This is a genomic window from Sphingopyxis sp. CR5, assembly GCF_059693785.1.
The window spans coordinates 16956-42556 of sequence record NZ_JCATIE010000004.1 but is presented as its reverse complement, the minus strand read 5'-3'; the positions used below and the strand labels follow the sequence as shown (position 1 = coordinate 42556).

Annotated in this window: 23 protein-coding genes; 15 read left to right on the top strand and 8 right to left on the bottom strand. The window is 64.2% G+C overall.

Going from position 1 to position 25601, the window contains the following annotated elements; all coding sequences use genetic code 11:
• Positions 1-3: 3 nt before the first annotated feature.
• Complete coding sequence (locus tag AC58D2_RS06980) at positions 4-1965, bottom strand: alkyl/aryl-sulfatase (protein WP_497388668.1); 1962 nt, start codon at positions 1963-1965, stop codon at positions 4-6.
• Between the two features lie 92 nt (positions 1966-2057).
• On the opposite strand from AC58D2_RS06980, the gene AC58D2_RS06975 reads away from it, so the two are divergent.
• The gene (locus tag AC58D2_RS06975; protein WP_497388666.1) at positions 2058-2549 is read left to right on the top strand and encodes a flavodoxin family protein; all 492 of its coding nucleotides are present in this window, start codon (positions 2058-2060) and stop codon (positions 2547-2549) included.
• A gap of 25 nt (positions 2550-2574) precedes the next feature.
• Here the strand turns inward: AC58D2_RS06975 and glpX are convergent, their stop codons facing one another.
• Positions 2575-3546 carry a class II fructose-bisphosphatase gene (glpX, locus tag AC58D2_RS06970; RefSeq protein WP_497388664.1) on the bottom strand — a complete coding sequence of 324 codons (972 nt, stop codon included), beginning with the start codon at positions 3544-3546 and terminating at the stop codon, positions 2575-2577.
• A gap of 123 nt (positions 3547-3669) precedes the next feature.
• Between glpX and AC58D2_RS06965 the strand changes: the two genes are divergently transcribed.
• Positions 3670-4053, top strand: a complete 384-nt coding sequence (locus tag AC58D2_RS06965; RefSeq protein WP_497388662.1) for a hypothetical protein — start codon at positions 3670-3672, stop codon at positions 4051-4053.
• Here the strand turns inward: AC58D2_RS06965 and AC58D2_RS06960 are convergent.
• Together AC58D2_RS06960 and AC58D2_RS06955 are read right to left on the bottom strand one after the other, a co-directional pair.
• Positions 4050-5381, bottom strand: a complete 1332-nt coding sequence (locus AC58D2_RS06960) for a homoserine dehydrogenase (RefSeq protein ID WP_497388660.1) — start codon at positions 5379-5381, stop codon at positions 4050-4052. The genes AC58D2_RS06965 and AC58D2_RS06960 overlap by 4 nt on opposite strands.
• A 142-nt stretch (positions 5382-5523) precedes the next feature.
• Positions 5524-6339: a hypothetical protein gene (locus AC58D2_RS06955; RefSeq protein WP_497388658.1), complete on the bottom strand. Its 816-nt coding sequence runs from the start codon at positions 6337-6339 to the stop codon at positions 5524-5526.
• A gap of 339 nt (positions 6340-6678) precedes the next feature.
• Here AC58D2_RS06955 and AC58D2_RS06950 point away from each other — a divergent pair, with 339 nt between their 5' ends.
• The 5 genes from AC58D2_RS06950 to AC58D2_RS06930 all read left to right on the top strand — a co-directional run bounded on the left by AC58D2_RS06950 (position 6679) and on the right by AC58D2_RS06930 (position 10064).
• The gene (locus AC58D2_RS06950; protein WP_497388656.1) at positions 6679-7332 is read left to right on the top strand and encodes an energy transducer TonB; all 654 of its coding nucleotides are present in this window, start codon (positions 6679-6681) and stop codon (positions 7330-7332) included.
• A 72-nt stretch (positions 7333-7404) separates the two neighbouring features.
• The gene (locus tag AC58D2_RS06945; protein ID WP_497388654.1) at positions 7405-8217 is read left to right on the top strand and encodes a MotA/TolQ/ExbB proton channel family protein; all 813 of its coding nucleotides are present in this window, start codon (positions 7405-7407) and stop codon (positions 8215-8217) included.
• Positions 8218-8331: 114 nt separating this feature from the next.
• The gene (locus AC58D2_RS06940) at positions 8332-8850 is read left to right on the top strand and encodes an ExbD/TolR family protein (RefSeq protein ID WP_497388652.1); all 519 of its coding nucleotides are present in this window, start codon (positions 8332-8334) and stop codon (positions 8848-8850) included.
• A gap of 35 nt (positions 8851-8885) precedes the next feature.
• Positions 8886-9311, top strand: coding sequence for an ExbD/TolR family protein (locus tag AC58D2_RS06935; RefSeq protein ID WP_497388650.1), 426 nt, complete (start codon positions 8886-8888; stop codon positions 9309-9311).
• Positions 9312-9497: 186 nt separating this feature from the next.
• Positions 9498-10064, top strand: a complete 567-nt coding sequence (locus AC58D2_RS06930) for a superoxide dismutase family protein (RefSeq protein ID WP_497388648.1) — start codon at positions 9498-9500, stop codon at positions 10062-10064.
• 17 nt (positions 10065-10081) lie between these two features.
• On the opposite strand, the gene AC58D2_RS06925 is transcribed toward AC58D2_RS06930, so the two are convergent.
• Positions 10082-11692, bottom strand: a complete 1611-nt coding sequence (locus tag AC58D2_RS06925) for a spinster family MFS transporter (RefSeq protein WP_497388646.1) — start codon at positions 11690-11692, stop codon at positions 10082-10084.
• A gap of 87 nt (positions 11693-11779) precedes the next feature.
• On the opposite strand from AC58D2_RS06925, the gene AC58D2_RS06920 reads away from it, so the two are divergent.
• Positions 11780-12286: a low molecular weight protein-tyrosine-phosphatase gene (locus AC58D2_RS06920; RefSeq protein ID WP_497388644.1), complete on the top strand. Its 507-nt coding sequence runs from the start codon at positions 11780-11782 to the stop codon at positions 12284-12286.
• Here AC58D2_RS06920 and thpR read toward each other — a convergent pair.
• Entirely contained in the window at positions 12196-12810 is a 615-nt protein-coding gene (gene thpR / locus AC58D2_RS06915; protein ID WP_497388642.1) for an RNA 2',3'-cyclic phosphodiesterase, read from the bottom strand. The two genes, AC58D2_RS06920 and thpR, sit on opposite strands and share 91 nt — an antisense overlap.
• 138 nt (positions 12811-12948) lie before the next feature.
• On the opposite strand from thpR, the gene AC58D2_RS06910 reads away from it, so the two are divergent.
• Positions 12949-13683 (top strand): Bax inhibitor-1/YccA family protein, encoded by a 735-nt coding sequence (locus AC58D2_RS06910; RefSeq protein WP_497388640.1) that lies wholly within the window; start codon positions 12949-12951, stop codon positions 13681-13683.
• A gap of 147 nt (positions 13684-13830) precedes the next feature.
• Here AC58D2_RS06910 and AC58D2_RS06905 read toward each other — a convergent pair whose 3' ends face one another.
• Positions 13831-14460 carry a glutathione S-transferase family protein gene (locus AC58D2_RS06905; protein ID WP_497388638.1) on the bottom strand — a complete coding sequence of 210 codons (630 nt, stop codon included), beginning with the start codon at positions 14458-14460 and terminating at the stop codon, positions 13831-13833.
• A 105-nt stretch (positions 14461-14565) separates the two neighbouring features.
• Between AC58D2_RS06905 and AC58D2_RS06900 the strand changes: the two genes are divergently transcribed.
• Complete coding sequence (locus tag AC58D2_RS06900) at positions 14566-15327, top strand: competence/damage-inducible protein A (protein WP_497388636.1); 762 nt, start codon at positions 14566-14568, stop codon at positions 15325-15327.
• On the opposite strand, the gene AC58D2_RS06895 is transcribed toward AC58D2_RS06900, so the two are convergent.
• Positions 15300-16553: a TCR/Tet family MFS transporter gene (locus AC58D2_RS06895; RefSeq protein ID WP_497388634.1), complete on the bottom strand. Its 1254-nt coding sequence runs from the start codon at positions 16551-16553 to the stop codon at positions 15300-15302. The two genes, AC58D2_RS06900 and AC58D2_RS06895, sit on opposite strands and share 28 nt — an antisense overlap.
• A gap of 145 nt (positions 16554-16698) precedes the next feature.
• Here AC58D2_RS06895 and AC58D2_RS06890 point away from each other — a divergent pair, with 145 nt between their 5' ends.
• The 5 genes from AC58D2_RS06890 to AC58D2_RS06870 all read left to right on the top strand — a co-directional run bounded on the left by AC58D2_RS06890 (position 16699) and on the right by AC58D2_RS06870 (position 25473).
• The gene (locus AC58D2_RS06890) at positions 16699-17475 is read left to right on the top strand and encodes a transglutaminase-like domain-containing protein (protein ID WP_497388632.1); all 777 of its coding nucleotides are present in this window, start codon (positions 16699-16701) and stop codon (positions 17473-17475) included.
• A 256-nt stretch (positions 17476-17731) separates the two neighbouring features.
• Positions 17732-19081 carry a tyrosine-type recombinase/integrase gene (locus tag AC58D2_RS06885; RefSeq protein ID WP_497388630.1) on the top strand — a complete coding sequence of 450 codons (1350 nt, stop codon included), beginning with the start codon at positions 17732-17734 and terminating at the stop codon, positions 19079-19081.
• Positions 19078-20748, top strand: a complete 1671-nt coding sequence (gene vsr, locus AC58D2_RS06880; RefSeq protein WP_497388628.1) for a DNA mismatch endonuclease Vsr — start codon at positions 19078-19080, stop codon at positions 20746-20748. Before AC58D2_RS06885 ends, vsr begins: the two co-directional genes overlap by 4 nt.
• Positions 20745-23726 carry an ATP-binding protein gene (locus AC58D2_RS06875; RefSeq protein WP_497388626.1) on the top strand — a complete coding sequence of 994 codons (2982 nt, stop codon included), beginning with the start codon at positions 20745-20747 and terminating at the stop codon, positions 23724-23726. Before vsr ends, AC58D2_RS06875 begins: the two co-directional genes overlap by 4 nt.
• Positions 23716-25473, top strand: coding sequence for a response regulator receiver domain (locus AC58D2_RS06870; RefSeq protein WP_497388624.1), 1758 nt, complete (start codon positions 23716-23718; stop codon positions 25471-25473). Before AC58D2_RS06875 ends, AC58D2_RS06870 begins: the two co-directional genes overlap by 11 nt.
• The last annotated feature ends 128 nt before the right edge of the window (positions 25474-25601 follow it).

Sequence of the window (25601 nt, the reverse complement as noted above, 5' to 3'; positions counted from 1 at the left end):
CCCCTAGGGCACAACCACATTGAAGCGCGGGTCGGCGGGCGGGTGCAGCGCGAACCACGACAGGAATGCCGCGCGGTCGCCGTCGATCGCGATCGCGCCCGATTGCAACAGCGCGGGGAATTGCGCCTGGCCCAGCATCACATTGTCCAGTGTCGCACGGTCGACGGTGATCGTCGCGGTCGGCGCGGCTTCGGTGACGCCATAGCGCGGGAATTCGACCCCGCCTTCGACGACGACCGCGACCGTCTCCTTGCTGTCGGGAAGGACGAACTGGAAGGTGCCGGCGAGTGCGCGACCCTTCGCGGCGTCGAAGCGCGTCGCGAGAGCATCGAAGAAGACCGCGGTCGGGATGGCGCTGATGAACGACCGGCTCTGCCCGTTGCCCGACACGGTATCGACCTCGGTCCCGCGCAACGTCGCGGCGGCGGCCAGATAATAGTTTCGCCACGCCCCCGATTCGGCCTGATATCCCAGCTGGTCGTAAGCCGACGCGAGGGCCGAGCGTCCCGCCGGATTGTCGGGGTCGGCGAACACCAGTTTGTTCAGCAGCTCGGCTGCCCAGCGATAGTCGCCGGCCGCGATCGCCGTCCGCCCCGCGGCGAGCAGCTTGTCCGCGCCTCCGGCGAGCGCGACATATTTCGCGGCGCTTTCCTGCGGAGGGACGGGGTTGAAATCGGCGGGGTTTCCGTCCCACCAGCCGAAGTAGCGCTGATAGGTCGCCTTCATATTGTGATTGAGGGTCCCATAATAGCCGCGTGTGGAAAAGTCGCGGGCCTGCACCGGCGCTTCGGCGGTCTGGTCGGCCAGTTCGTGCAGCGTCGCGCCGCGATTGGCAAGGAACAGCGTGCGATCGTGGACATAGCGATAGGCGTCGCGCTGGTCGGTCAACAGTGCCTTGACCTTGTCGGCGCCCCAGGTCGGCCAGTGGTGCGAGCCGAGGGCGACCTCGGCCGTGCCGCCCCATTTGAGCAGCATCGCGTCGATGACCTTCGACCAGCGTAGCGCGTCGCGGACCTGCGCCCCGCGCAACGTCAGGATGTTGTGGAGATTGTGCGTCACGACCTCGGTCGTGTGCAGGGCCTTGTAGGCGGGGATGTAGAAGACCATTTCGGCCGGCGCCTCGGTGCCGCCGGCGTCCATCGCATCGAATTCCAGCCCGTCGATGGTCAGGGTGGCGCCCGCGGCGGGTACCGTCTCGGTCGGCTCCATATACCCGATCGTTCCTGCCGACAGCCGCGGCCCCAGTCCGGTATCGACCTGTCCCTTCGGGCCGGGTGCCAGGATCGAACCGAACATATAGAGCGCGCGTCGGCTCATCGCATTGCCCGCGAGCACATTCTCCGACGTGGCCTCTTCCGAAAATCCGTACGGGGCGATGATGCGGATATGGTCCTTCGCGACCTGCTCGGGGGTCACGATCCCGCCGACGCCGCCGAAATGGTCGCTGTGACTGTGCGAAAAGATGATCGCCCTGATCGGCCGCTCGCCGTGCTTTGCCTCGACCGTGTCGGCAAATAATTTCCACGCCGCCGCCGCCGCCTCTTCGGACAGCAGCGGGTCGACGACGATCCATCCGGTCTGGCCGCGGATGACCGTCATCACCGACAAATCATATCCGCGCAGCTGCCAGATCTTGTCGGGGACGACCTCGAACAGTCCGTGGATCGCATTGAGCCGCGCCTGCCGCCACAGCGACGGATTGACCGTCGCCGGCGCGGTCTCGCTATCGAGGAAAGCATAGGCCCGGCGATCCCAGATCACCTTGCCGGTCCTGGACAGGATCAGTCCGTCGGGGATTTCGGCAATCTTGCCGCGCGAGGCGTTCTCGAAATCCTCGGCGTCGTCCAGCGGCAACCGCTTCGCAAGCTCGGCCTGGGCGGCGCGGGTCGCGTCGCTCGCCGCATCCTGCGCTGCGGCGCCTTGCGCGCCCAGAAGCATCGCCATTGTCATCCACGCGCTTTTCATCGCATCCTCCCCTGATCGCTCCGGCTTGCGCCCGTCGCTGCGGCTTGGCAAGCCGCTCGCCACGGGCGTGCCGCGCTGACAGGATAGAGGATATGGCGAGCGCAGATTGCAAGCTTCTTATCATTTGGCACAGCCGGACCGGTGGCAGCCGCGCGCTCGCCGAAGCCGCGGCAAAAGGCGCGGGCGATGCCGGGGCGCTGATGCCGGCGGACGATGTCGGCCCCGAAAATTTACGGGCCGCCGCCGGCTATCTGTTCGTCGGTCCCGAAAATCTCGCCGCCTTGTCGGGCGCCATGAAGGAGATGTTCGACCGCTGCTATTACCCCTGCCTCGGTCGTATCGAGGGGCGGGCCTATGCGACGATCGTCTGCGCGGGGTCCGACGGGGAAAATGCCCAGCGCCAGCTCGACCGGATCGCGACGGGCTGGCGCCTCAAGCGCGTCGCCGACCCGGTGATCGTCAACACCGACGCTCAGACTCCCGAGGCGATCCTCGCGCAAAAGACGATCGGCGAGGATCGGCTCGCCGAAGCGCGTGTCCTTGGTGCGGCTCTGGCCGAAGGCCTCGCTGCGGGAATATTCTGAAACCGGCGCCGTCGCCCGACACCCGTTACCCCAGCCGATGCTCGCCCTTGACCCAGCGCACGGTGCCGGAGGACGCGCGCATCACCACGCTTTCGGTGGTCAGCACGCCGCCGCGGCGATGCTTGACCCCGCGCAACAGCGACCCGTCGGTGACCCCGGTCGCGGCGAAGATCACATCGCCCTTGGCCAGGTCCTGAAGGTCGTAGACGCGATCGAGATCCTCGATGCCCCATTTCTTGGCGCGCAGCCGCTCGTCGTCGTTGCGGAACAGCAGGCGGCCCTTGAACTGGCCGCCGACGCAGCGCAGCGCCGCAGCGGCGAGCACGCCTTCGGGGGCGCCGCCCGACCCCATATAGATGTCGATGTTGGTTTCGGGGTTGGTCGTCGCGATCACGCCGGCGACGTCGCCGTCGGGGATCAGCGCGACGCCGCATCCGATTTCGCGCAGCTCGGCGATGACGGCCTCGTGGCGCGGGCGATCGAGGACGCAGACGATGATGTCGCTCGCCGCGCAGCCCTTTTCGCGCGCAACCGCTTCGACATTTTCGCGGACGCTCTTGTCGAAATCGACGATATCGGGCGAATAGCCGGGGCCGACCGCCAGCTTGTCCATATAGACGTCGGGGGCGTTGAGTAGGCAGCCCTCCTCGGCGATCGCGAGTACCGCGAGCGCGTTGGGGCCGGCCTTGGCGGTGATCGTCGTGCCTTCGAGCGGGTCGACCGCGATGTCGATCTTCGGACCCTTGCCGGGCGCATCGCCGACCTTTTCCCCGATATAGAGCATCGGCGCCTCGTCGCGCTCGCCTTCGCCGATGACGATGGTGCCATCCATGTAGAGAGTGTTGAACGCATTGCGCATCGCCTCGACGGCGGCGGCATCGGCGGCCTTTTCGTCGCCCCGGCCGATCAGCTTCGCGGCAGCGATCGCCGCGGCTTCGGTAACACGCACCATTTCCAGCACGAGTACCCGGTCGAGGTTGCTGCCGCTCTTCGTCATTCCACTCTCCGTCTTTACTTGTGCCGCCCGGTCGGCATGGTGGCCCATATGGTCGCGCGCGCCGCTTGTCGAGAAGGCTTCGTCCGATTCGGGGCGGTGGCGGTGCTTGCGTGCGCCGCCGGCATGACGGCGCCCGCCGCGATCGGGCAGGCGGTCCAGGGGCCGGTCGACACGGCCGGAGAGGCGATCGCGCGGACGCGCGAGCTGGTCGACCCGATCAAGCGGTGCAAGCCCGCCGACGATGGTTCGATCACCGTGTGCGGCAGCGACACCGGCCGCTATCGACTGACGCCGGAACAGCGCGCGATCGCGGGGGTGGGGCAAAAAGCCGAAGCGCCGCTGCCGCGCGCCGAGGCCAAGGCGATGAGCCTCGACCGGTTGCCCTATAACTGGATGTCGATCGGTGGGCGCTATCCGCCCGGTCCCGAAATCAACCCCCTCTATGAGCTGGTTAAGGAGCGCACCGCGCCTGACGGTGAAGACCAGCCTGGCGGCGATACGCCCTAAAGCGCCAGGATCGGCATGTGCATCGGTTCGCCGACCAGATGCTGCGAGGCGCGCAGCGTCGCCAGCGCCGCGTGGATCGCGCGCGCGGGCCCTTCGTGGGTGACGAGCGCGATCACCACGCCGCCGCCCTCTTCGTCGCCGCGCTGGATGAAGCTCTCGATCGATACGCCCGCATCGCGCATCGCCGTCGCGATTTCGGCGAGCACGCCGATGCGGTCCTCGACGATCAGGCGGACATAATGTTTGCCGACGCGCGCGCCGGCATCGGCGGGCGGCGCCTGGTCGAGCGCATCGACGGGCATCGCGAAGGCGGGGCCATATTCATCCCGCGCTATGTCGATTATGTCCGCCACGATGGCCGACGCCGTAGGCCCCGCCCCCGCCCCGGCGCCCTCGAAAAAGAGGCGCCCGACGAAATTGCCTTCGGCAACCACCGCGTTGAGCGCGCCGGGAACATAGGCGAGCGGATGATCGGAAGGCACAAGGCAGGGCTGGACGTTCTGATAGAGCCCCCCGCCGTTCGCGCCGTCGTCGCGTTCGGCCATGCCGATCAGGCGGACGCGGTGGCCGAGTGCTTCGGCCTCGCGGATGTCGGCGGCGGTGACATGCCGGATGCCCGCCGCGGCGACCGCATCGATATCGAGCCGCGCGCCGAAACATAGCGCGGCGAGGATCGAAAGCTTGTGCGCCGCGTCGATGCCCTCGATGTCGAAGGTCGGATCGGCTTCGGCATAGCCTTCGGCCTGCGCGGCGGCGAGTGCGTCGTCGAAGCTGGCGCCATCGCGCTCCATCAGGGTGAGGATGTAATTGCACGTCCCGTTGAGGATGCCATAGACGCGTGCGATCTGGTTCGCCGACGCCCCTTCGCGGATCGCCTTGATGACCGGGATGCCGCCCGCGACCGCGGCCTCGTATTTGAGCGGCGTGTCCGCCTGTTCGGCAAGGCGCGCGAGGTCGAGGCCGTGGTGCGCAATCATCGCCTTGTTCGCGGTGACGAGGGCCTTGCCCGCGGACAGCGTTTGGCGTGCCAGGGTCAGCGCGGGGCCGTCCGCCCCGCCGACCATTTCGACGACGACGTCGATATCGTCGGCCGCCACCAGCGCCCCCATGTCGTCTTCCCAGCGATAGGCCGAAAGGTCGAGGCCGCGATCCTTCTGCCGGTCGCGCGCCGAGATGGCGACGATCTCGACCGGTCGCCCCGCGCGCCGTGCGATCAGGTCGCGGTTCGCTTCGAGCAGGCGGACGACACCGCCCCCGACGACGCCGATTCCGGCAAGCGCGACACGCAGCGGGGCGCGAGCGGCGGTGGGGGCGGGCTGGGGCGACATGGCGGCTCTCCGTCGGTGGTGGGCAGAAAGGGGGCGATTCCCGGTCCCGAGCGCCCCTATCGGCTTTTCGCGGCGAAACAAGCCTGCACCCGCCTATATTTATGCTTTCACACGGTATAGCCCGACGACATCTCCGGCCCGGTCAACCGGCCGGCGGCGGGGTCCGGGTCCGGGTGCATTCGCCCAGGGCGCCGAGCACGACCGCATAGTCCGACGCCGCCTTGCGCCGATCCTCGGCGGGGGTGCCGGCCAGCTTTGAAAGCGGGAGGGTTTTCGGTAGCCCGCAGGCGAGGCGATACCATGCGAGCGTGTCGCGCTCGGGGACGCCCGCGCCTTCGACGATCTCGCCGAAAGCGGCCGACCAGCGGCGCGATCCGTTGGCGCTGGTCGTAATCGTCAGCGATACGGGATCGCCGTTCGCGGTATCGAGGAAAAGCTGGGTCTCTCCCTCGCCGGGCAAGGTCCCGGAGACGTGGAAGCCATTGGCAATTCCGGTGATTTTCGGCGGTGCGCCCGGCTTGACCAGTTCGGTGAGGATCGCGCGAAGCTCTGCTTCGATCGCCGGATCCCAGGCGAGTTGGGCATCGGGAGCAACCAGGCGGATGGCGCTGGTGCTCGACGATCCCGCCGCCCCCGCTGCGACGGGACGGGCAAAGAGCAGGACGGGCTGTTTCTTCTTGAGCTTTGCCGGCTTTCCGCGCGCATCGAGCGGCAAATCGACGAGGTAGGATATGCGCTTCGCAAGCGGGCCGGAGCCGCGAATCAGGCTGACGATCTCGGCCTCGACATAGAAGCGGCTGTGACCCTCTGCGAGCCCCGGCGCCCGTTCGGGCTTGACCATCGCACTGTCCCTTATTTGCGCGCGCACCACGATCGGAGACGCGACGGCGAGGTCCGCGAGGTCCGCATAGCTATAGGGATTTTGCCCGCCGGACTTGGCGGTGGTGTCGGCCTGCATTGCCGAAACGCTCGGGATTCCAACGCTTAGAAGGCTAAGGCCGAGGGCGGCGGCGGGGAGGAGGACTCGCATCATCATGTCTCTTTCTGTCGCTTGCGGGGCTCGTTCCGGCGGTTCGGGTCCATCATGGGGTACCGCACATTAACCGCTGATAAAGGGTTTGCGAACTCGTCGCCACCGCGATAGGACGTCCGACGAAGCGCCCGGAAGAACATAACAACCGGAAGCTGACCGCCGGGTCTCGCGGAACGCATCGGAAATCATCCGGGCTAATGTGCAACCGAACCCGTCGGCATGGATTTGGTGTCAGGATGATCTAGCAAGGAGCGTCGTCCCTGAATGGCTTATGGTGATAATGTCGACCCTAAAAATAGGGTAGTGGCAGTTGTCTTGGTCGGTCTGTTCACTGCTTTGCTGGGCTATGGCCTGGTGAACGGTCTGAACATCAGTATCGTCAAGAAAATTGCCGAAAAACTGGACGTGGTGGACGTTGAAGAGCCGCCGCCGCCGGAGGAGCCCCCGCCGCCGCCGCCGCCGGACAACAAGCTTCCGCCGCCGCCGCCGGTCGTGACGCCGCCGTCGCCGATTCCGCCGCCGGTTACGACGAACACGGTTCAGTCGGTGCCGAAGGCTCCGCCGGCGCCGCCGCCGCCGATCTATGTGCCGCCTGCGCCCCCCGCGCCGCCGGCCCCCGATCTCAGCGCCGGTGCTTCGCCGAAGGGCAACCCGGGGCGTTGGGCGACCAACGACGACTATCCGGCGCGCGCGATGCGCGAAGAGCGTGAAGGCACGACCGGTTTCCGCGTCACCGTCGGTACCGATGGCCGCGTTACCTCGTGCGACATTACCTCGTCGAGCGGGCACTCCGATCTGGATGCGGAGACTTGCAAGCTGATCACGCGCCGCGCCCGGTTCGCGCCGGCAAAGGACAAGGCGGGCAATCCGACGACGGGCAGCTACAGTAACCGCATCCGCTGGCAGATTCCGAAGTAATCGGCCCGGAACCCGCGGTTCCCACATTCACGGTTTTTGATCTTACGATTATTTTGAGAGGGAATTTCCAATATGTTTAATCTGATCGCAAATGCCGCTGCTGCGGCGGGTGGCCACGATGTCGGCATGACCCTCATGCCCGCATCGATGTGCGTGAAGAGCGAAGGCGAGAACCCCTATGGTCTCGTTCCGGCGCTGTGCGAGGGCGGTATCGTGTCGCAGGTCACCTTCCTGGTGCTGCTGGTCATGTTCATCGGCACGCTCTACATCCTGTTCACCAAATTGTTCGAGCAGAACAAGGTCATCGGCCAGGGCAAGGCCGTCGACGCCAATTTCTGGCGCGCGCCCACGCTCGCCGACGGTGCGGCGAAGCTGGAAAAGAACAGCGCCTATCGTCAGGTTGTCGAAGACGGTCTGCGTGCGAACGAAGAGCATAACAAGCTCACCGATCCCGTCGAAGCGCACGACTGGATGCATGGCACGCTCGAGCGTTCGCAGAACCACATCAACTCGAAGCTGAACGGTGGCCTCGCGTTCCTCGCGACGGTCGGTTCGACCGCTCCGTTCGTGGGTCTGTTCGGTACCGTTATCGGTATTCTTCGCGCCCTCGTGAAGATCGGTGCATCGGGCCAGGCCTCGATCGACACCGTTGCCGGTCCGGTCGGTGAAGCGCTCATCATGACCGCCATCGGTCTGATCGTGGCGGTTCCCGCGGTGCTCGCGTTCAACTGGCTTCAGAGCCGCAACAAGGCGATCGCCCGCCGTCTGTCGACCTTCTCGAACGACGTTCTCGGTTCGATCATGTCGGGCGGTCAGGTGAAGCCCGCCATGCTTTCGGCCGCTCCGGCCAAGGCTGCTCCGGCTGCTGCGCCGAAGAAGGCCTGATTTTCCGGGTTCCCGCCCTGTCCGGATCGCGGACGGGCGGGGTCCGCGGACATGGGCGCCGCGATGCGGCGGTCATGGGCCATGACAGAAATTTTGTGACAGGATGCTAATCCTATGGCGATGAGTGCAGGCAACAAGGGCGAAGATGCCCCGATGTCGGACATCAACACGACGCCGCTCGTGGATATTATGCTGGTGTTGCTCATCATCTTCCTCATCACGGTGCCCGTGGTGTTGGAGACGGTGAACCTCAAGCTGCCCGACGTGGTCTTCGAACCGACGACCACCAAGCCCGAGAATGTGAACATCTCGGTCCGGTCCGCCGACACCGACGGCGATGGCCAGCCGAACCCCGAAAGCACCGCGTGCGAGGTTTTCTGGGGCCAGACTCCGGTCGATTCGCGCCAGCTGCTCGAAATGGGGCAGAACAAGCTGGAAAAGCTGCTCGAGGATATCGGCGGCCCGCAGAATATCACCGAAGAGAACTTCCCCGAAGTGCACATCCGCGGCGACATCAACACGCCGTACCAGTGCATCGGCGGGGTGATCTATACGATGCAATATGCCGGTTTCCAGAAGATCGGGTTCATTTCCGAACCCGCGCCTGGTTCGGGTACGCTGGGCCGCCTCTAAGGCGTCGGTCCGCTTAGGAATGAAGGAATAATCCTATGGCCATGGCAGTTGGCGATCGGGACGATAATGAACCGATGATGGAAATGAACACGACGCCGCTGATCGACGTCATGCTCGTGCTCCTCATCATGTTCATCATCACCATCCCGGTCCAGACCCACGCGGTGAAGATCGACCTGCCGGTTCCGAACGACGCAAAGAACAATGTCGATCCGGAAAAGAACAAGGTGATGATCCTGGCGAACGGGACGATCACCTGGAACGGCTCGGCGGTCGACCTGGCGCAGCTCGCGCAATATCTCGAGCAGACCAAGGCGCTGCCGGTCGAGCCCGAGCTGCAGGTGCAGCCCGACCCGCTCGCGCGCTATTTCGTCGTCGACAATGTCATGGCGGTGATCAAGCGCAGCGGCGTCGGCAAGCTTGGTTTCGTCGGCAACGAGCAATATGCCCGCGTTTTCTGATCGCTGATCTGGAAACAGGACGAACGGGGGCCGCGAAGCGATTCGCGGCCCCTTTTTCATGGGGCATGAAGGCCGGCGCCGGGTCCCGACTTAAATCTTGGAACGCGGCGCAAAGCAGGCCATCATGTCCCGATCGTTCGTGCGGCTGCGCGCGGCCGGGTTCGTTACGCAACAGGAGGGCAGACTATGACGATCGCAACGCTTCGGACTACCTCGCTCGCCTGGACTGCCGTAGGCGCGCTCGCGCTCGCCGGTTGCTCGACCCTGGGCGGGACGACGCCCACGACCTTGCCCGTTGCGGATGCGACGGCCCAGCTGCACGACGCCGCCGGCGCCGACCGGGGGCGGGTCGATATCTTCAAGGACGGAACGGGGCTGCGCGTCGAGGTGGTCGCGCGTGGTTTCGCCCCCGGCACCTATGGCATGCACATCCATACCACGGGCCAGTGCACGCCGCCCGATTTCACCAGCGCGGGCGGGCACTGGAATCCGACCGGCGCCCAGCACGGCCGCGACAATCCGATGGGTGCGCATCACGGCGATCTGCCCAATCTCGTCGTCGAAGAGGGGATGATCGGCCATGCGTCGATCCAGCTCGTCGGCACGCCGCTATCAGGCGCGAACGGCATTCTCGACGCCGACGGCGCGGCCTTTGTGATTCACGCCGGACCCGACGACATGCGCACCGACCCCAGCGGCAACAGCGGTGGCCGTGTCGCGTGCGGTGTGTTCGCCGCCCCGGTCGCCGAATAACGCGTCGGAAGCCGCCGTCAGATCGTCTCGCCAGCGGTGCGCGCCCGGTCGACGACATGGGCCGCCGCAGCGGGCACGCTGCGATAGGCGATCCACAGCATCGCCAGCCCGAACGGGACGATGGCCAGCGTCGACAGCACGCCGGTCGACAGGCTTTGCGTCATCGCCGACACCTGCCCCGCCATATAGGGGCCAAGCGCAAGACCGACCAGCGTCGTCGAGAGGAAGAAGGTCGCGGTCGCGGTACCGCGCATTCGCGGCAGGACCAGATCCTGTGTCGTCGCGGCCGCGGCGCCAAGCGCACTCGATGCGAGCAGGCCGGCGAGCGAGGCGAAGGCGGTGAAGCGGATGAAGTCGGCGCTTCCCGGTTCGGATCGTGTCGTAAAGGCCACGACGATCGGCGCGATCGGCGCGAGCAGCCCGAACGCGACGACCAGCAGGCGTCCCGCCTCGTTGCGCTGGCGCAGCCAGTCGGACATGCGCCCGCCGAGGATGACGCCGAGGAAGCCTGCGAGCGCGCCCATGCCGCCGACCCAGAAGCCCACGGTCGCGGCGTCCTCGCCCAGCACTTCGAGCGCGTAGACGGGGGCGAAGGCGCTCGACGCATAGGACATGAAGGCGACGGTGCCATAGCCGAGGATCGTCGTGATGAAGGCCCTCGACCCCCAGATCAGGTGAAAGGTCGGCGCGTCGCGGCTTCGGAGGGACGTCGCCCACGAGAAGCCCGCATAATAGCCGAACGCGATACATGCCCATTGCAGCGTCGCGCCGGTGACGCCGATCATCGCCAGAGCGCCCAGCGTCAGCAGGACCGCAGCCCCGGCATTGATCGCCAGCGCCCGGCCGCCGCGCGACAGGGCGGCGAGCAGGGTGAAGGGCGGGATGATCGCATAGAGTTCTTCGAAAAAGCCCTTGAAGGGTGTCGGCGATGGCTCGGTCGGCACGCCGTCGACCAGCCCGCGCACCGGCTCTCTCAGCGTCGCGACCCACGCCGCGAGCAACAGGCCGGGGATGCCGACCGCCATGAAAGCCGCCTGCCAGCCGACGAGCCCGAGCGGACCGCCGTCTGGATAGGCGCGGTTCCAGCCTTCGACAATGAAGCCTCCGATCATCAGCGAAATGCCCCCGCCGAAATAGAGGCCTGCCGAATAGATCGCGAGAGCCGTCGCACGCATGTTCTTCGGGAACAGGTCCGAAATCAGCGAATAGGCGGCGGGCCCCGCGGTCGCCTCGCCGACGCCGACCCCCATCCGTGCCGCCGACAGTTGCAGCTTTCCGGTCGCAAGGCCCGAAAGCGCCGTCATCGCCGACCAGACCGACAGGCCGACGGTCAGTAAGCGGACGCGGTGCCACGCGTCGGCGAGCCGGCCCAGCGGCACTCCGAACAGGGCATAGAAGACCGCAAAGGCGGTGCCGTACAGAAAGCCGATATCGGCGTCGTTGAGCCCCAGATCGCGCTTCAGATCGGGGGCAAGGATCGTGATGATCTGCCGATCGATGAAATTGAGGACATAGACAAGAAAGAGGATGCCGAGCGCATACCAGGCATAGGGCGTGGCCCGCGTCGCGGCGACCGGATCCGCGCCGCTCTCCGGCACCGGCATTGCTGCAGTTTCGCTATCGGCCATTGGCAAGCCTCTCCCTGACCCGTTATCGCTGTTGCCCCTTGGCTAGCAGAGCGCGGCGCCTGCGCAAGTTGAAAGAGGATTCAACTTTTGACCGACGATTTTCCGATCCCCGATGCCGCTACGGCGCGCGGGCCCGCCATTCTTTTCCTGTGCCTCGGCAATATTTGTCGCTCGCCGCTCGCCGAAGGTGCGGCACGCGCCGCTTTCGAGCGTGGGGGGCTCGCGGCGACGCTCGATTCGGCAGGAACCGGCGACTGGCATGTCGGCCACCCGCCCGACGTCCGCGCCCAGGCAGAGGCGCAGCGGCGCGGGGTAGACATCGGTGGCCTGCGCGCGCGCCAACTGACGGCCGAGGATTTCCGGCGCTTCGACCTGATCCTCGCCGCTGACGACGCCAATTTGCGCGACGCGCGCGCGATCGCTCCCGCCGATGCGACCGCGCGGCTGCTGTTGATGCTCGACCTCGTCCCCGGGCGCGCGGGGGAGAGCGTGACCGACCCCTATTATGGCGACGACAAGGGTTTCGCGGCAACATGGGACGACGTCAGCGCGGTCGCCGCGGCCTTGCTGTCCGAATATGGCGTCAGCGAATAACGCGCGACGGGATGATAGCGTGATCCGCCATGCGCGAGCTCGCTCTCGTACAATATGACGTGATCGAACGTGAAAGGCGCGCCGGACAGATCGCCGTTCAGCGCCAGAAAGGGCGCAACCGGGCCGGATGCGCGGTTCAGCCTTGCGAGGGTTATATGCGGAACGAAGGTCCGCGTTTCGGGCGCGATGCCGACGCGCGCCAGGCACTGGCCCACCTTGCGGTGCAGCGCCGCGACCGGTTCGGCGGGCTCGACCCCCGCCCACACCATGTGCGGCCGCCCCTTCCGCTCGAATGCCCCGATTCCGGCGATCCGCGCCGTGATCGCGCGGCCGTGCAGCGTGCCGAGCGCCGCCGCGATATCTTCGGCGCTGTGGCGGTCGACCTCGCCGATGAAGCGCAGCGTCAGATGGAGCTGTTCGTCGCTCTGCCAGCGCGCCGCCGCGATGCCGTGCATGATCGCGGTCAATTGGGCGCGCACCGCGCGTGGCGGCCGCAGGGCGACGAACAGGCGGTGCGTGGACATGGCGACGCCAGCATAGGGATGCGGCCGCGCGATTCCAGTCCGCTGTACGCCGCCGTCCGGTTTCGCTTGAAAGCGGCCGGCAAAACACCGATATTGTCTTTACGGCCGGTATGTTCTGGCCGGTGATGGAGATTTGAAATGGCTAATTGGAACGACCCCAATATGGCGGCGTCCGGTTTCGGAGCCGCCCCGACGGCGGACGGGGCCGTCGATGCCGGCCTGCGGTCGTACATGCTGTCGGTCTATAATTATATGGCGTCGGGCGTGCTGCTGACCGGTATCGTTGCGCTGCTCTTTTCGAACTGGGCGGGCGCGCCGGCGCTGCTGTTCGGTCCGGGAATCGCCAAATGGGTGATCATGCTGGCCCCGCTGGCCTTTGTGATGGTGCTCAGCTTCGGCATCAACCGCCTGTCCACCGCGGCGGCACAAGGCCTGTTCTGGGCCTTTTCGGTCGTCATGGGCCTGTCGATGGCGTCGATCTTTTTCGTCTATACGGGAACCTCGATCGCAACGACCTTCTTCGCGACCGCCGCGGCCTTCCTTGGTCTCAGCCTCTATGGCTACACGACCAAAAAGGATCTGTCGGGTCTTGGCACCTTCCTGATCATGGGCGTGGTCGGCATTCTGGTCGCGATGGTCATCAACATGTTCGTGCAGTCCAGCGCGCTCAGCCTCGCGATCAGCGTGATCGGCGTGCTCGTGTTCGCGGGTCTCACCGCTTATGACACGCAGAAGATCAAGAGCATGTACTTCCATGTCCGCGGAACCGATTTCGTGGGCAAGTCGGTCGTGATGGGGGCGCTGAACCTCTATCTCGACTTCATCAACATGTTCATGTTCCTGCTTCGCCTGATGGGCAGCGCCCGAAACTGAGGCGAGGAACAATCCGCATTCGGAGAGCCCGGCGAAGCGATTCGCCGGGCTTTTTATATGGCGGACGACGACCGCCGGAGATCGGTAGCCGCTATGAATCCCTCCCTGGCGCGGCGCGACGGAGGATCGGTCGCCGCGACCTGCCGGTCAGGTCGCGGCCTGCATCGCGGCCATCAGGCCATTGTCGATTTCCTTCGCCCTTTTATAGGCGGCGCGCTCGCGCAGCGGCTCGACATAGGCGTTGAACGCCGGGCGCGGCGCGATTGTGCCGAACTGCAGTCCCCAGTCGATCTGACTGCCGACATAGACATCGGCGGCACTGAAGCGATCCCCCGCGACGAAGGCCTTGCCCGCAACCGCGCTTTCGAGCGTGTCGAGCGCAGCGGCGAGCGAGCCGAACCCCGCCATACGCTGTTGATCGGCGTCGGGTTCGACGCCGAAATGCTTTGCGGTGATCGCCTGCTCGACGGGCCCCGCGGTAAAGAAGAGCCAGCGATAATAATCGGCGCGGTCCGTCGTGGAGGGCGCGAGCTTCGCGTCGGGAAAGGCGTCGGCAAGGTAGGCGCAGATCGCCGCGCATTCGGTGACAACCGTGCCGTTGTGGACGATCGCGGGAACCTTGCCCATCGGGTTGATCGCCAGGTAGGCGGGCTCCTTCATCGTCGTTCCGTAATCGAGGATGCGCGGTTCATAGGGCGCCCCGACTTCCTCGAGCATCCAGCGGACGATCTGTCCGCGCGACATGGGGTTGGTATAGAAAATCAACGTGTCGGCCATCGTCCGTCTCCCTGGGTTGCGAATCGCGATTTATGGAACATATCAGGAACAATCTTTGCGCGCCAGCGGACTTGTTTTGTCACCATAGCGGGGTAAGGCAAAGGGATGAGCGACGAACGCATCTGGACCGCCGCCGTGCTGGTGATCGGCGACGAGATTCTCTCGGGCCGTACGCAGGACAAGAATGTCGCGCAAATTGCGACCTGGCTCGACGTGCAGGGCATCCGGCTGCGCGAGGTGCGGATCGTTCCCGACATAGAGCAGGAGATCGTCGATGCGCTGAACGCGCTTCGTACGCGCTACGATTATCTGTTCACGACCGGCGGCATCGGCCCCACGCATGATGACATCACCGTCGATGCGGTGGCCAGCGCGCTCGGCGTCGGCGTGGTGATCCATCCGCAAGCGCGCGCGATCCTCGAACGCTATTACAGCGCGCGCGGTAGCGAATTGACCGAGGCGCGGCTGCGCATGGCCCGCGTGCCCGATGGCGCCGACCTGATTCCGAACCGTATGTCGGGTGCACCGGGCATCCGGCTCGGCAATCTGTTCCTGATGGCAGGGGTGCCGCACATCACCGCCGGCATGCTCGACGCGTTGACCGGCGAGCTTGAAGGAGGGGCGCCGCTCGTTGCCCATACCATCGGTGCCTGGGCTCCCGAAAGCGAAGTCGCCGAACTGCTGCGGCAGGGGGAGAGGGATCATGTCGGGGTCGCGATCGGCAGCTACCCCTTTTTCCGCGAGGGGCGCACCGGCGCCAATTTCGTGATCCGCTCGACCGACCCGGCCGCGGTGGCGGCGTGTGTTGCTGCCGTGACGGCCGGGCTGCAGGCGGCCGGCTACGCGGTGACCGACGGCGGCATCTGATCGGGACCGTCCCCGTCGTTCGCGGGAGCGGCGCGTGGCAACCGGCGCAGGAATCCGATCGCGAGCAGCCCGAACAGCGCGGCGACCAGGAAGGCGGCGCCGGGGAAATGCACCGGTGCACCCGCGCCGGTGAACCAGGCCATCGTGCCGGTAAGCAGCGCCGGTGCGGCGATCTGTCCCAACCCCATCGTCATCGCGGTGATCCCCTGCACCTCGCCCTGGCTATCGGCGTCGGCGCGGCGCGACATCATTGCCATCAGCGACGGCTGGACGGGCGATTGGAACGCGACGGGGACCAGCAACAGGAAGGCGCCCCACGTCGTCGTCACAAAGGCGAAGCCGACGAACACCGAAACCGCAACCGCCAGCCCGATCGTCGCCGCGTCGCGTTCGCCGAATCGCGCCACCATCGGGCCGACGACGAAGGTCTGCCCCAGAGCGATCGCCACGCCGACGAAAGCAAGGCTCGCGCCGATCATTGCCGGCGACCATCCGAGTTGCGCGATGCAGTAAAAGCTCCACGTCATCGGATAGACGAGGCTCGCGATCTGCCAGAGGACAAGCACACCGGCGACCCCGCCCATTCCCGGCAGGGCGCGCATCGTCGTCCACGCGCCGAGCGGATTTGCGCGCCGCCAGTCGAAGGCGCGGCGGCGCTCCCGCGGCAAGGTTTCGGGGAAGATGCAGGCGCCGTAGACCATATTCGTCGCCGCCAGCAACGCCGCGGCGACGAAGGGCGCGCGCGGCCCGATTTCTCCCAGAAAGCCGCCGACGGCCGGGCCGACCACGAAGCCGACGCCAAAGGCCGCACCGACGAAGCCGAAGTTGCGCGCCCGCTCCTCGGGGCGTGTCACGTCGGCGATCGCCGCCTGCGCGGCCGCGAAACTGCCGCCGAAAACGCCCGACAGCGCGCGCGCCAGGAAAAGCCAGGGCAGCGTACCGACGATCGCGAGCAGGGCATAGTCGGCGGTGAGCCCGGCGAGCGAGAGGAGCAGTACGCGCCGACGCCCGACGGCGTCGGACAGGTTGCCGAGCAGCGGCGACGCGAGAAATGTCGCGACCGCCATGACCAGCCCGATCCATGCGCCGATCTCGATCGCGCGGGGAAGGTCTATGCGCCCGACCTCCATCACGAGTTGGGGCAGGACCGGCATGATGATGCCGAAGCCGATCGCGTCGATAAAGATCGTCGCGATAATGAAGGGCAGGGTGCGCGATGCGGTCATGATGGGCCCTGTTCGCTTGCGAGGGCGCGCGATGCGTCCCGCCGCGCCTTAGAGCGCCGTGTCCGGCCAGCGGCAAGATTTTTTCTTCGGGCCAATTTTTTCCTTTCTCCGCGCCACCGTGCGGACATTTGTGCGTAGTGAAGATATGACGATGCGGATCTCCGTCTTCCTCGACTATCGCCTTCCCGAGCCGACCGATCTGATGATTCAGGTCGAGGCGGCACGCCTGCCGGGCCAGCGCGTCGCCGAATCGCGACTCGATACCGGCGGGCTCGCCGTCCTCGCCCGTGTGGCCGCGCCCGAGCGGGTCGGCGAACGGATCTGGCTGCGACCCGAAGCGCGGCTGACGCTGCAATATGCCGCGACGGTCGCGATCGAACCGTCGCGCCCCGACTATCGCGCAAGGGCGGCCGTGCCGCTCTGGCAGCTTCCGGCGGACGCGATCCCTTATCTCAACGAATCGCGCTATTGCCCGTCGAACAAGTTCGATGCCTTTGTGAAGGGACGGTTCGGAGAGCTGGCGGGCGGCGCGAAGGTCGCGGCGATGGCGGCCTGGATCGAGGAAAGCTTCGCTTATGTCGCGGGGACCAGCGATGCCGACACCACCGCGCTCGACAGCTTTGCGCTTCGTTGCGGCGTCTGCCGCGACTATGCCCATGTCCTGATCGCACTCGCCCGTGCGGCTGAAATGCCCGCGCGGATCGCCAGTGTCTACGCGCCCGATGTCGAACCGCAGGATTTCCATGCCGTCGCCGAGGTTTATCTGGAGGGCGGCTGGCATCTGGTCGATCCGACCGGAATGGCGCAGGCAAGCGAGATGGCGGTCATCGGCGTGGGCCGCGATGCCGCCGACGTGAGTTTCCTGACCGCTTATGGCGCGGCGGAGCTGATCGATCAGCGCGTTGTCGTCGAAAGAGAGTGACTGGAGCGGGCGAAGGGATTCGAACCCTCGACCCCAACCTTGGCAAGGCCATTTCAGTCCCCACCCGTTGATTCGCGAACTTGCGATAAATTTCGATAAGTCGTGAACTTATAGGATGTTGTAGAGGCTGCGACAGTCCTTTATGTATCCGAGAGCCACCGATTATTCGATTTCTGGTGGATATGAATTGGATACGCAGCTTTTGGCTTGGGTACGAGAGCTCTGGCCGCTAGATTGTCGATCGAAGGAGAGATCCATGTCCAGCCCCGGACGTCTGACCAAGAAGATGATTGTGGACGCGAGACCGGTGCCCGGAAAGGCGATCTTCCTTTGGGATGGAGAACTGCGCGGCTTCGGGTGCAAGATCGAAGGCGCAGGTACGAAGTCGTTTGTCCTCCAGTACAGGAATTCGGAGAAACGAAAGCGCCGCTTGGTCTTGGGCCGTTTTGGGGTCATGACGCTCGAACAGGCACGAGACGACGCACGCATCAAGTTGGGCGATGTGGCCCGCGGACTGGATCCCGCGGACGAGAAACGGGCCGCGAGCGACGCCGTCACCGTGGGGCAGTTGTGCGATTGGTATTTGATCGAAGCAGAGTCCGGCCGATTGCTCGGCCGGAAGCGCACGCCCATCAAGGCGTCGACTCTCGGTATGGACCGCAGCCGCATCGAGACGCACATTCGCCCGCTGATCGGTCGGCGCAAGGTAGCGGCGCTGCGACTGCCGGACATCGAGGCAATGCAACACGACATTGCTGCGGGAAAGACGGCCAAGCCCCGTGGCGACGGCCGGGGCGGCGCGACGCGCGGAGGTAAAGGGGTGGCGTCACGCTCCGTGACCACGCTCCACAGCATCTTCGCCCACGCGAAGCGTGCCGGCCTGATCGAAGAAAACCCCGCATTGGGCGTGCGCAAGTATCCTGATCGCAGGAAAACGCGGCGACTTAGCCGGGATGAGATCCGCGAGCTCGGGCGAGCACTTCGCGAGGTAGCGAGCTGCGAACACCCGGTCGGTCTGGCCATCGTGAGATTATTGGCGCTCAGTGGCCTGCGGCTCAACGAAGCGCAAAGCGTCGAGCGTGATTGGGTCGCCGATGAAGGCTTCATAGCCTTCGGCGACACCAAGTCGGGAGCGCAAATCAGAGTCATCGGTCGGCCCGCGCAGCGCGTCTTGTCCGATCAGCCGATTCGCGAGGACTGTCCATATGTCTTTCCTTCAGACGGCGGCCAGGCCCATTTCGTAGCGGCGGACGGGGTGCTCGGTCGTATTTGCCAGCGACTGGGGTGGTCGGACGTGACGCCGCATACGCTTCGGCACACGTTCGGCAGCATTGCCGGCGAGCTCGGTTACTCAGAACTCACGATCGCAGCCATGTTGGGTCATGCGGCGGGGTCGGTCACGGGGCGATATGTCCATATCGATGAGGCCGTGAAGATGGCTGCCGAGCGGGTGTCGACGGAGATTTGCGCGTTGCTCGACGAAGAACCAAAGGAGCGCCTCGCGGATATTTCCAAGATCAGGCCGCCCGAGCGGGGAGTCACCGCTCATCCGAATTCGCGGCGGAGGGATGAGGTCGCGCTCCGAACTGCAGGCGCTCCGGCATGACCGATCGGCTGTCGGCGGCCGAGCGCAGTGCTCTGATGGCGAGGGTCGGATCGAAGGATACGAAGCCGGAACTCGTAGTGAGGAGGGTAGCGCACGGACTCGGCTATCGCTTTCGCCTTCACCGGGCGGATTTGCCCGGTCGGCCCGATCTGGTGCTCGCGCGACATCGCCTTGCGATATTCGTGCACGGATGCTTTTGGCACCGTCATCCTGGCTGTCGTCGGGCTAGCATTCCGGCGACGAACCGGGAGAAATGGGAGGAAAAGTTCGAGCAGAACAAGCAGCGCGACGCGCGTGCGATTAGGGAACTCGTGGCGGCTGGCTGGAATGTGCTGGTCATATGGGAATGCGAAACGCGCTCCAAGGAGCTGGTTGCGTCTCGCTTGACTGCGAAGTTGGAAGGTGCGGTCGCGGCGCGGCGGTCCGTGCTCGACAAAAAGGCAGGGCTCATCAATAAGGGTAGGCAAAGGGGGCATGCTTCAACAAATGGTTCGCGTGAGAAGAACGGCGCGGTCGCGCGCCAAAGAGATACCGAAATCATGTTGAACTGCGCGGATTTGTTCTCCGGCGCCGGTGGATTCACCTTGGCCGCGCAACAAGCGGGCCTGCGAATTCGACTGGCAGTTGAGAACGATAAGCATGCGATCGGCACCTACCGCGACAATTTCTGTAAGGGCCAGTTGGCGCCGAAGCTTCTGACGGACGACATTACCCAAATCGACGCGTGCAAGGCGTTTCGGGATGCTTTTCCCGACGGAGATCAGTGCGATCTGATGTTGGGCGGTCCGCCGTGCCAGGGTTTCTCTACGCATCGGATCAACGACGCTGGCGTCGACGATCATCGGAACGATCTAATTCACACCTATTTCGACTTCGTTAGGGCTTTTTCTCCTAGCGCTTTTCTGATGGAGAACGTGCCGGGGATGCTTTGGGACAGGCACGCGGCGGCGTTGGAACGTTTCTACCGGGAAGGCGCGCTTGCGGGATACGACGTGCGCGATGCGATTGTGGTCGACGCCCGCAATTACGGGATCGGCCAGCGGCGCAAGCGCGTCTTCATTCTGGGAATCCGCAGCGGATTGGACGCATCAGACCTAGCATGGCCGCCCCCGCCCACGCACGGTAACGAGACCGCGCGGCGGAGCAATCCCGATCTGTTGCCCTGGGTGAATTGCGCTTCCGCCTTCGCCGATGCACCAGCAGACGACGAAAACGACGTTCATATGGCGCATAGTGAAGAACTCATAGAAGCGTTTCGCAAGACGCCGGCGAACGGCGGCAGCCGCAAGGACTCGGGCCGCGTGCTTCCGTGCCACCGGACTCACAACGGACACAAGGACGTCTACGGGCGGATCGACCCCCGACAGCCAGCGCCGACGATGACGACGGCCTGCATCAACCCTTCGAAGGGCCGCTTCGTACATCCGGTCCAACATCACGGCATTACCGTTCGGCAAGCGGCGAGAATTCAGACCTTTCCCGACGATTTCGTATTCGGCGGCGGCCTGATGGCCGCGGGCAAGCAGGTGGGCAACGCCGTTCCAGTAGAACTCGGACGACAGCTGATCACGCATCTGTTGCCGTTGCTACGCCGCGGCCGCATCGTCGAGGAGCAAGAGATTCCAATCGAACGTTCCATCGTTCCCGGTGAACTCGAAATCGTATGATCACCAGCGTCGCCTTCCAGACCAAGGCTCGGACGGTCGATCACCTTGGCCGCGAGCAGATCGCGGATACGCCGACGGCGATATCCGAACTCTGGAAGAACGCTTTCGACGCTTACGCGCGGAACGTGACGCTCGACATATTCGACGGCGAGACGCCGGTCGCGGTCGTCGGCGACGATGGCCACGGGATGAACCGCGACGAGTTCGTCAACCGCTGGCTGGTGGTGGGAACTGAATCCAAGGCCACGAGCGAACGCACGCCGCTCGAGGACCGGAACGGTCTCTATCTACGCCCGCGCCAAGGTCAGAAGGGGATCGGGCGTCTATCCTGCGCTAACTTAGGGCCAATCCTGCTGTTGGTGTCCAAGCGCCGAGATCATCCCTTCGTCGCCGCTCTCGTCGATTGGCGCCTGTTCGAAAATCCGTTCCTGAATTTATCGGACATCCACATTCCCGTCGTCGAATTTGCGGCCAAGGCGGAACTGCTGGACCTGATTCCGGACCTGACTGAGGGACTGGCGGGAAATCTGGGGGATCCGGAGGATCGGGAGCGGTCAGTTCGTCTGGAAACTGCGTGGGCCGCCTACGACCGTCTCTATGAAGAGGAGCAGGCCGAAGGCATCAGCAACAAGATCGGCGCGCCTTCGTCGGCAATCCGCTCGGCGATCGAGAGTCTGCACTTCGAAGCGCGTCATATCGCCGAATGGCCGGTTTGGTCGGGCGAATCCGAGCACGGGACAGCGCTTCTGGTGTCGGACATCAACTACGATCTTCGGGTTCAGCTCGAAACGGAGATTGCCGATTCCTCGGCGCGCGCTGCACGCGACCGCTTTTTCGAAACCCTTTCGAGTTTCGTCGATCCCTTTGTCGATCCTAAGAATCCCGAAGCCCGGGCTGTGGATCTCGATTTCGCCTACGCGGTGAGAACGTGGCACGGCGACGTGCCGGAGTTGGTGGTCGGCAGCGAGAAGCAATTCGATCGCAGGCTACTCGACGGACTGGAGCATCAGATTGTCGGCACGATCGATGCGGACGGCGTCTTCGTTGGTCGGGTCAAGGCGTTCGGGCAATGGATCGAGGAAACCTGTCGGATCGAACCGCCGCGTGATCTGGCAATCCCCACGCGCGCCGATACCGAAGTCGGTCCATTCGACATGTACATTGCATCGATGGAGTTCGTCTCGGCAAACACGACGTTGCCCAAGCTGGAGTTCCAACGGTATCAGGAATTGGCCGAACGCTACTCCGGCTTCATGATCTTTCGCGACGGTCTGCGCGTCCTTCCCTACGGCAGGACCGACAACGACTTTTTCGAAATCGAGTCGCGGCGGAGCAAGAATGCGGGCCGCGAATTCTGGAATCATCGCCAGATGTTCGGTCGTCTTGCGATCACGCGAAGCGCCAACCCAAACCTGAAGGACAAGGCGGGTCGCGAAGGCCTGCTGGACAATCGCGCCGCCAAGACGCTCAAACTGATCGTCGCCAACATCCTGAGCCAATCAGCCAGGCGCTATTTCGGCTCTGCTTCGTCGATTCGAGGCGAAGTGCTTCCGCAGGTCAAGGCGTCGAACAAGGCGGAGCGGGCAAAGAACGAGCGCAACAAGCTGCGCCAGCGACAGCGCAAGGAGTTCCGATCCAAGCTCGATGCGTATGTGAAGGAGTTGCCAGCCCTAGTCAGGGAGCTCGAGGATTTCGCGCAGCATCTCGATATTTCGGACGAAGGCGGCATCGCCGACGCCCAAGCGACGTTCGAGAGCTACAAGGACAAGGTCGCGGACTTCCGCCTGCCTGGCGTGCCGAAGAATCTCGGCTCGCTTGAGGACAAATATGCCGACTACCGGGATGCGATGCGGTCGGCGACCGCGCTGATCGAGACCGCTGCTACGGAAATCGAACAACAAATCGAAGCGATCAATCCCACCCAGCCGCGCGAGCTGCTCGAAAGACAGCTGGCGCGGCATTCATCCCAGATTGCGCATCGAATCCAGCAATGGAAGAAGGCGATCGAGGGACTGCAGCGCGCAGAGTTCGAGCGCGTGAGGGACCTGATCGCGGACAGAAACAAGCATTTCCATGCGGAGGCGAGTCCGCTCCTGGCGCGGTTCGATCGCGGAGAACTGTCTTTTGCCGAAGCCGCGAAGCTGATGGAGCAGGAGAAGGTTCGCATCGACCAGGAGAACGAGGATCTGTTCCTTCCTTATATCGGTGCGCTGGAAAGTCTGAAGGAAAGCATAGATCTCGAACATCTCGCCGCGTTCGGGATGGAGGAAGCGGGAGACATGCGCGCGGAGCTCGACCGGCTGAACAGCCTCGCGCAGTTAGGCATCGCGGTGGAAATCGTCGGTCACGAGCTGCAGTCCTACGACGACATCATCGGCGCCGCACTGCGCCGCTTGCCGGCGGAGGTCCGCGACGGCAAGGCGGCGAAGGACATTGAGTTCGGGTATGAGGGGCTGACGGATCAGCTGCGCTTTCTGTCGCCCCTGCGGCTGGCGGGCCAGAAGATCCAGCGCTGGATCACGGGGCGGGAAATCGCCGATTATCTGGAGGAGTTCTTCAAACTCCAGCTGTCGAACAACCGCATCACGCTGACCGCCAGCGACGCCTTCAAATCCTTCAGGGTCTTCGATCAGCAGTCGCGCCTCTATCCAGTTTTCATCAATCTGGTGAACAACAGTCTGTATTGGGTCGGGACGTCGGAGCGCGAGGACAGGCGTATCGTTCTCGACGTGATCGATGGAACCGTAATCGTGTCGGACAGCGGCCCGGGCGTAGACGCCGAGGACGTCGATAGTCTTTTCAGCCTATTCTTTACCCGCAAGGCCCGCGGAGGCCGGGGCGTCGGGCTGTATCTCTCGCGCGCGAACCTCGCCGCCGGCGGGCACCGCATACGCTACATGGCGTCGTCGGATGAGCTGCCACTTTCCGGTGCGACGTTCGGGATCGAGTTCAGGGGGGCGGAATTCGATGGCGAATGAACATTATGCGGAGTTTATCGCGGAGGCGTTCGTCAAACCGATCCGATCGGTCCTTATCGTCGACGACGACTATCCGACGCTGGACGAAATTCTGGATCAGGAAATAACGAAGAAGGGCGGCGGCGATCCGCCCGCGACGAACAAGACATGGTATCGGAATCCGGAACGCATCAAGCGCGTGATCGACGGATTTCGGAAACCCGAACGCCCGCTCCTCGTTGATATTCACGACGGTGCAAACGTGGATACGCGTGGCGATGCCAAGGTAGCTTCGCATCTGCATCAGTCGGACCTGCTGGTGCTCGACTACGAGCTGGACAAGACCCGGCGCGGCGACGGCGAGCGCGCGATCGAAATCCTTCGCGGGCTAATCGCGAACGATCACTTCAATCTGGTCGTAGTTCATACGAGCGAGGACCTCGACAAGGCGTATCGTGAGATTATCCTCGGATTGCTTGGGCCGATGGAATCGGAGCTGTCCGACGAGGAGAGGGAGAAGGTCGACCAGCTCATCGCTGAGAGGGAGGATGCGGACGAAGGGATTCTCGCTGCGTTACGCGACGCGGTGACCATCGATCAGTACCTGCATGCCAGGCTCCATCCCGACACCTATTTGCGAACGATGGGGAAAAAGGAACAACCCTATATCGCCTTTGCTGGTTTGGCCGACGACGCGAATTGGGACAACGACAGTCGGAAGCTCATGCTGCGACGACTGCTGGCCGATGCGGAGACGCCATTGCGAGCGTTGCTGAACGGCACCTCAGCCGCCGGGCTGAAGTGGTCGAAGTCGGCGGTGAAGTGGATAAAGGCGGAATCGGTCTTCATCGCCTTTTCATCCAAGCCCGATGAGGACGATCTATTCGTCGAACTCCAGAAGGCGCTGGAATCATGGAATCCTGCACCATCTCGATTGTTCATGGCGAAGCTACGCGCGGAAATGGACGAGTACGGTGTTGTGGCGCAGACCGAAGCGCTCGAGCGGCAACATGCCTTGGCGCATTGGTATGCCCGACTTCTGCGATCTGAAGGCGACGAGCGCCGTTGGCGAATTGCGGAGAGCGTAGCGCGACATTCGGATCAATTGCTGAATACTATTCATCGACGAGTGGAGAAGTTCGCCAGCGCGCTGATAGCGGCGGAGGTGGGAGCTGCGGGCGAAGACGTCGATGCGCGGTGCCAGCAGCATTTCAGCGTCGATTTGAGCAAGGACCAGTCAAAGAAGAAGGCGGAGCGCGAGCATAACGCGTTCGTGTGCAGCAAGGCGCCGGAAGGGTGGCACCTAACGACCGGCCACGTGTTTGCGATGGATGGCGGACATTGGATTTGCCTGTCCCCCGCCTGCGATCTCGTTCCGGGCCAAGGCGAGGTCCGTAATGAGGGGTTCGGTGATCGCCTGCCGTTCATGGCCGTAAAACTTTTCCCGGTACCGTCCGAACGCAATCACGATGTCAATTCGAATCTGTTTGTCTTTCTCACTTTGGACGGTGAGGTGGCGACTTTCCGCTTTAATCCTCCAGGAAAGGACGCGGCACCACCAATCTGGCGAACGCTTTACGCCGAAAAGCGGGGGCTGCTGGGCGACGATTTCAGCTTTCGAGTCTCGGTAACGCAAGCCGGAGCTACCCGCCTAGTATCGAGGTTGCATTCGGCACAGGTTGTGTCGCAATTGCGCTACGAATATGCGCTGAACCTGCTGCAGAAGCTGGGCGTCTCGATGACCCGGATTGGACTCGATTTCGTCTGAGGGCAGCTTGTTCGATCTCGATCGAGCCTCTCGTGGTAGCCTGGCCGGAAGCATCATGGCTTCTATACATGGTAGCAGGGCGAAACGCGAGGCCGAAGCAACGGACTGGGGGAGGCACCGACAATAAC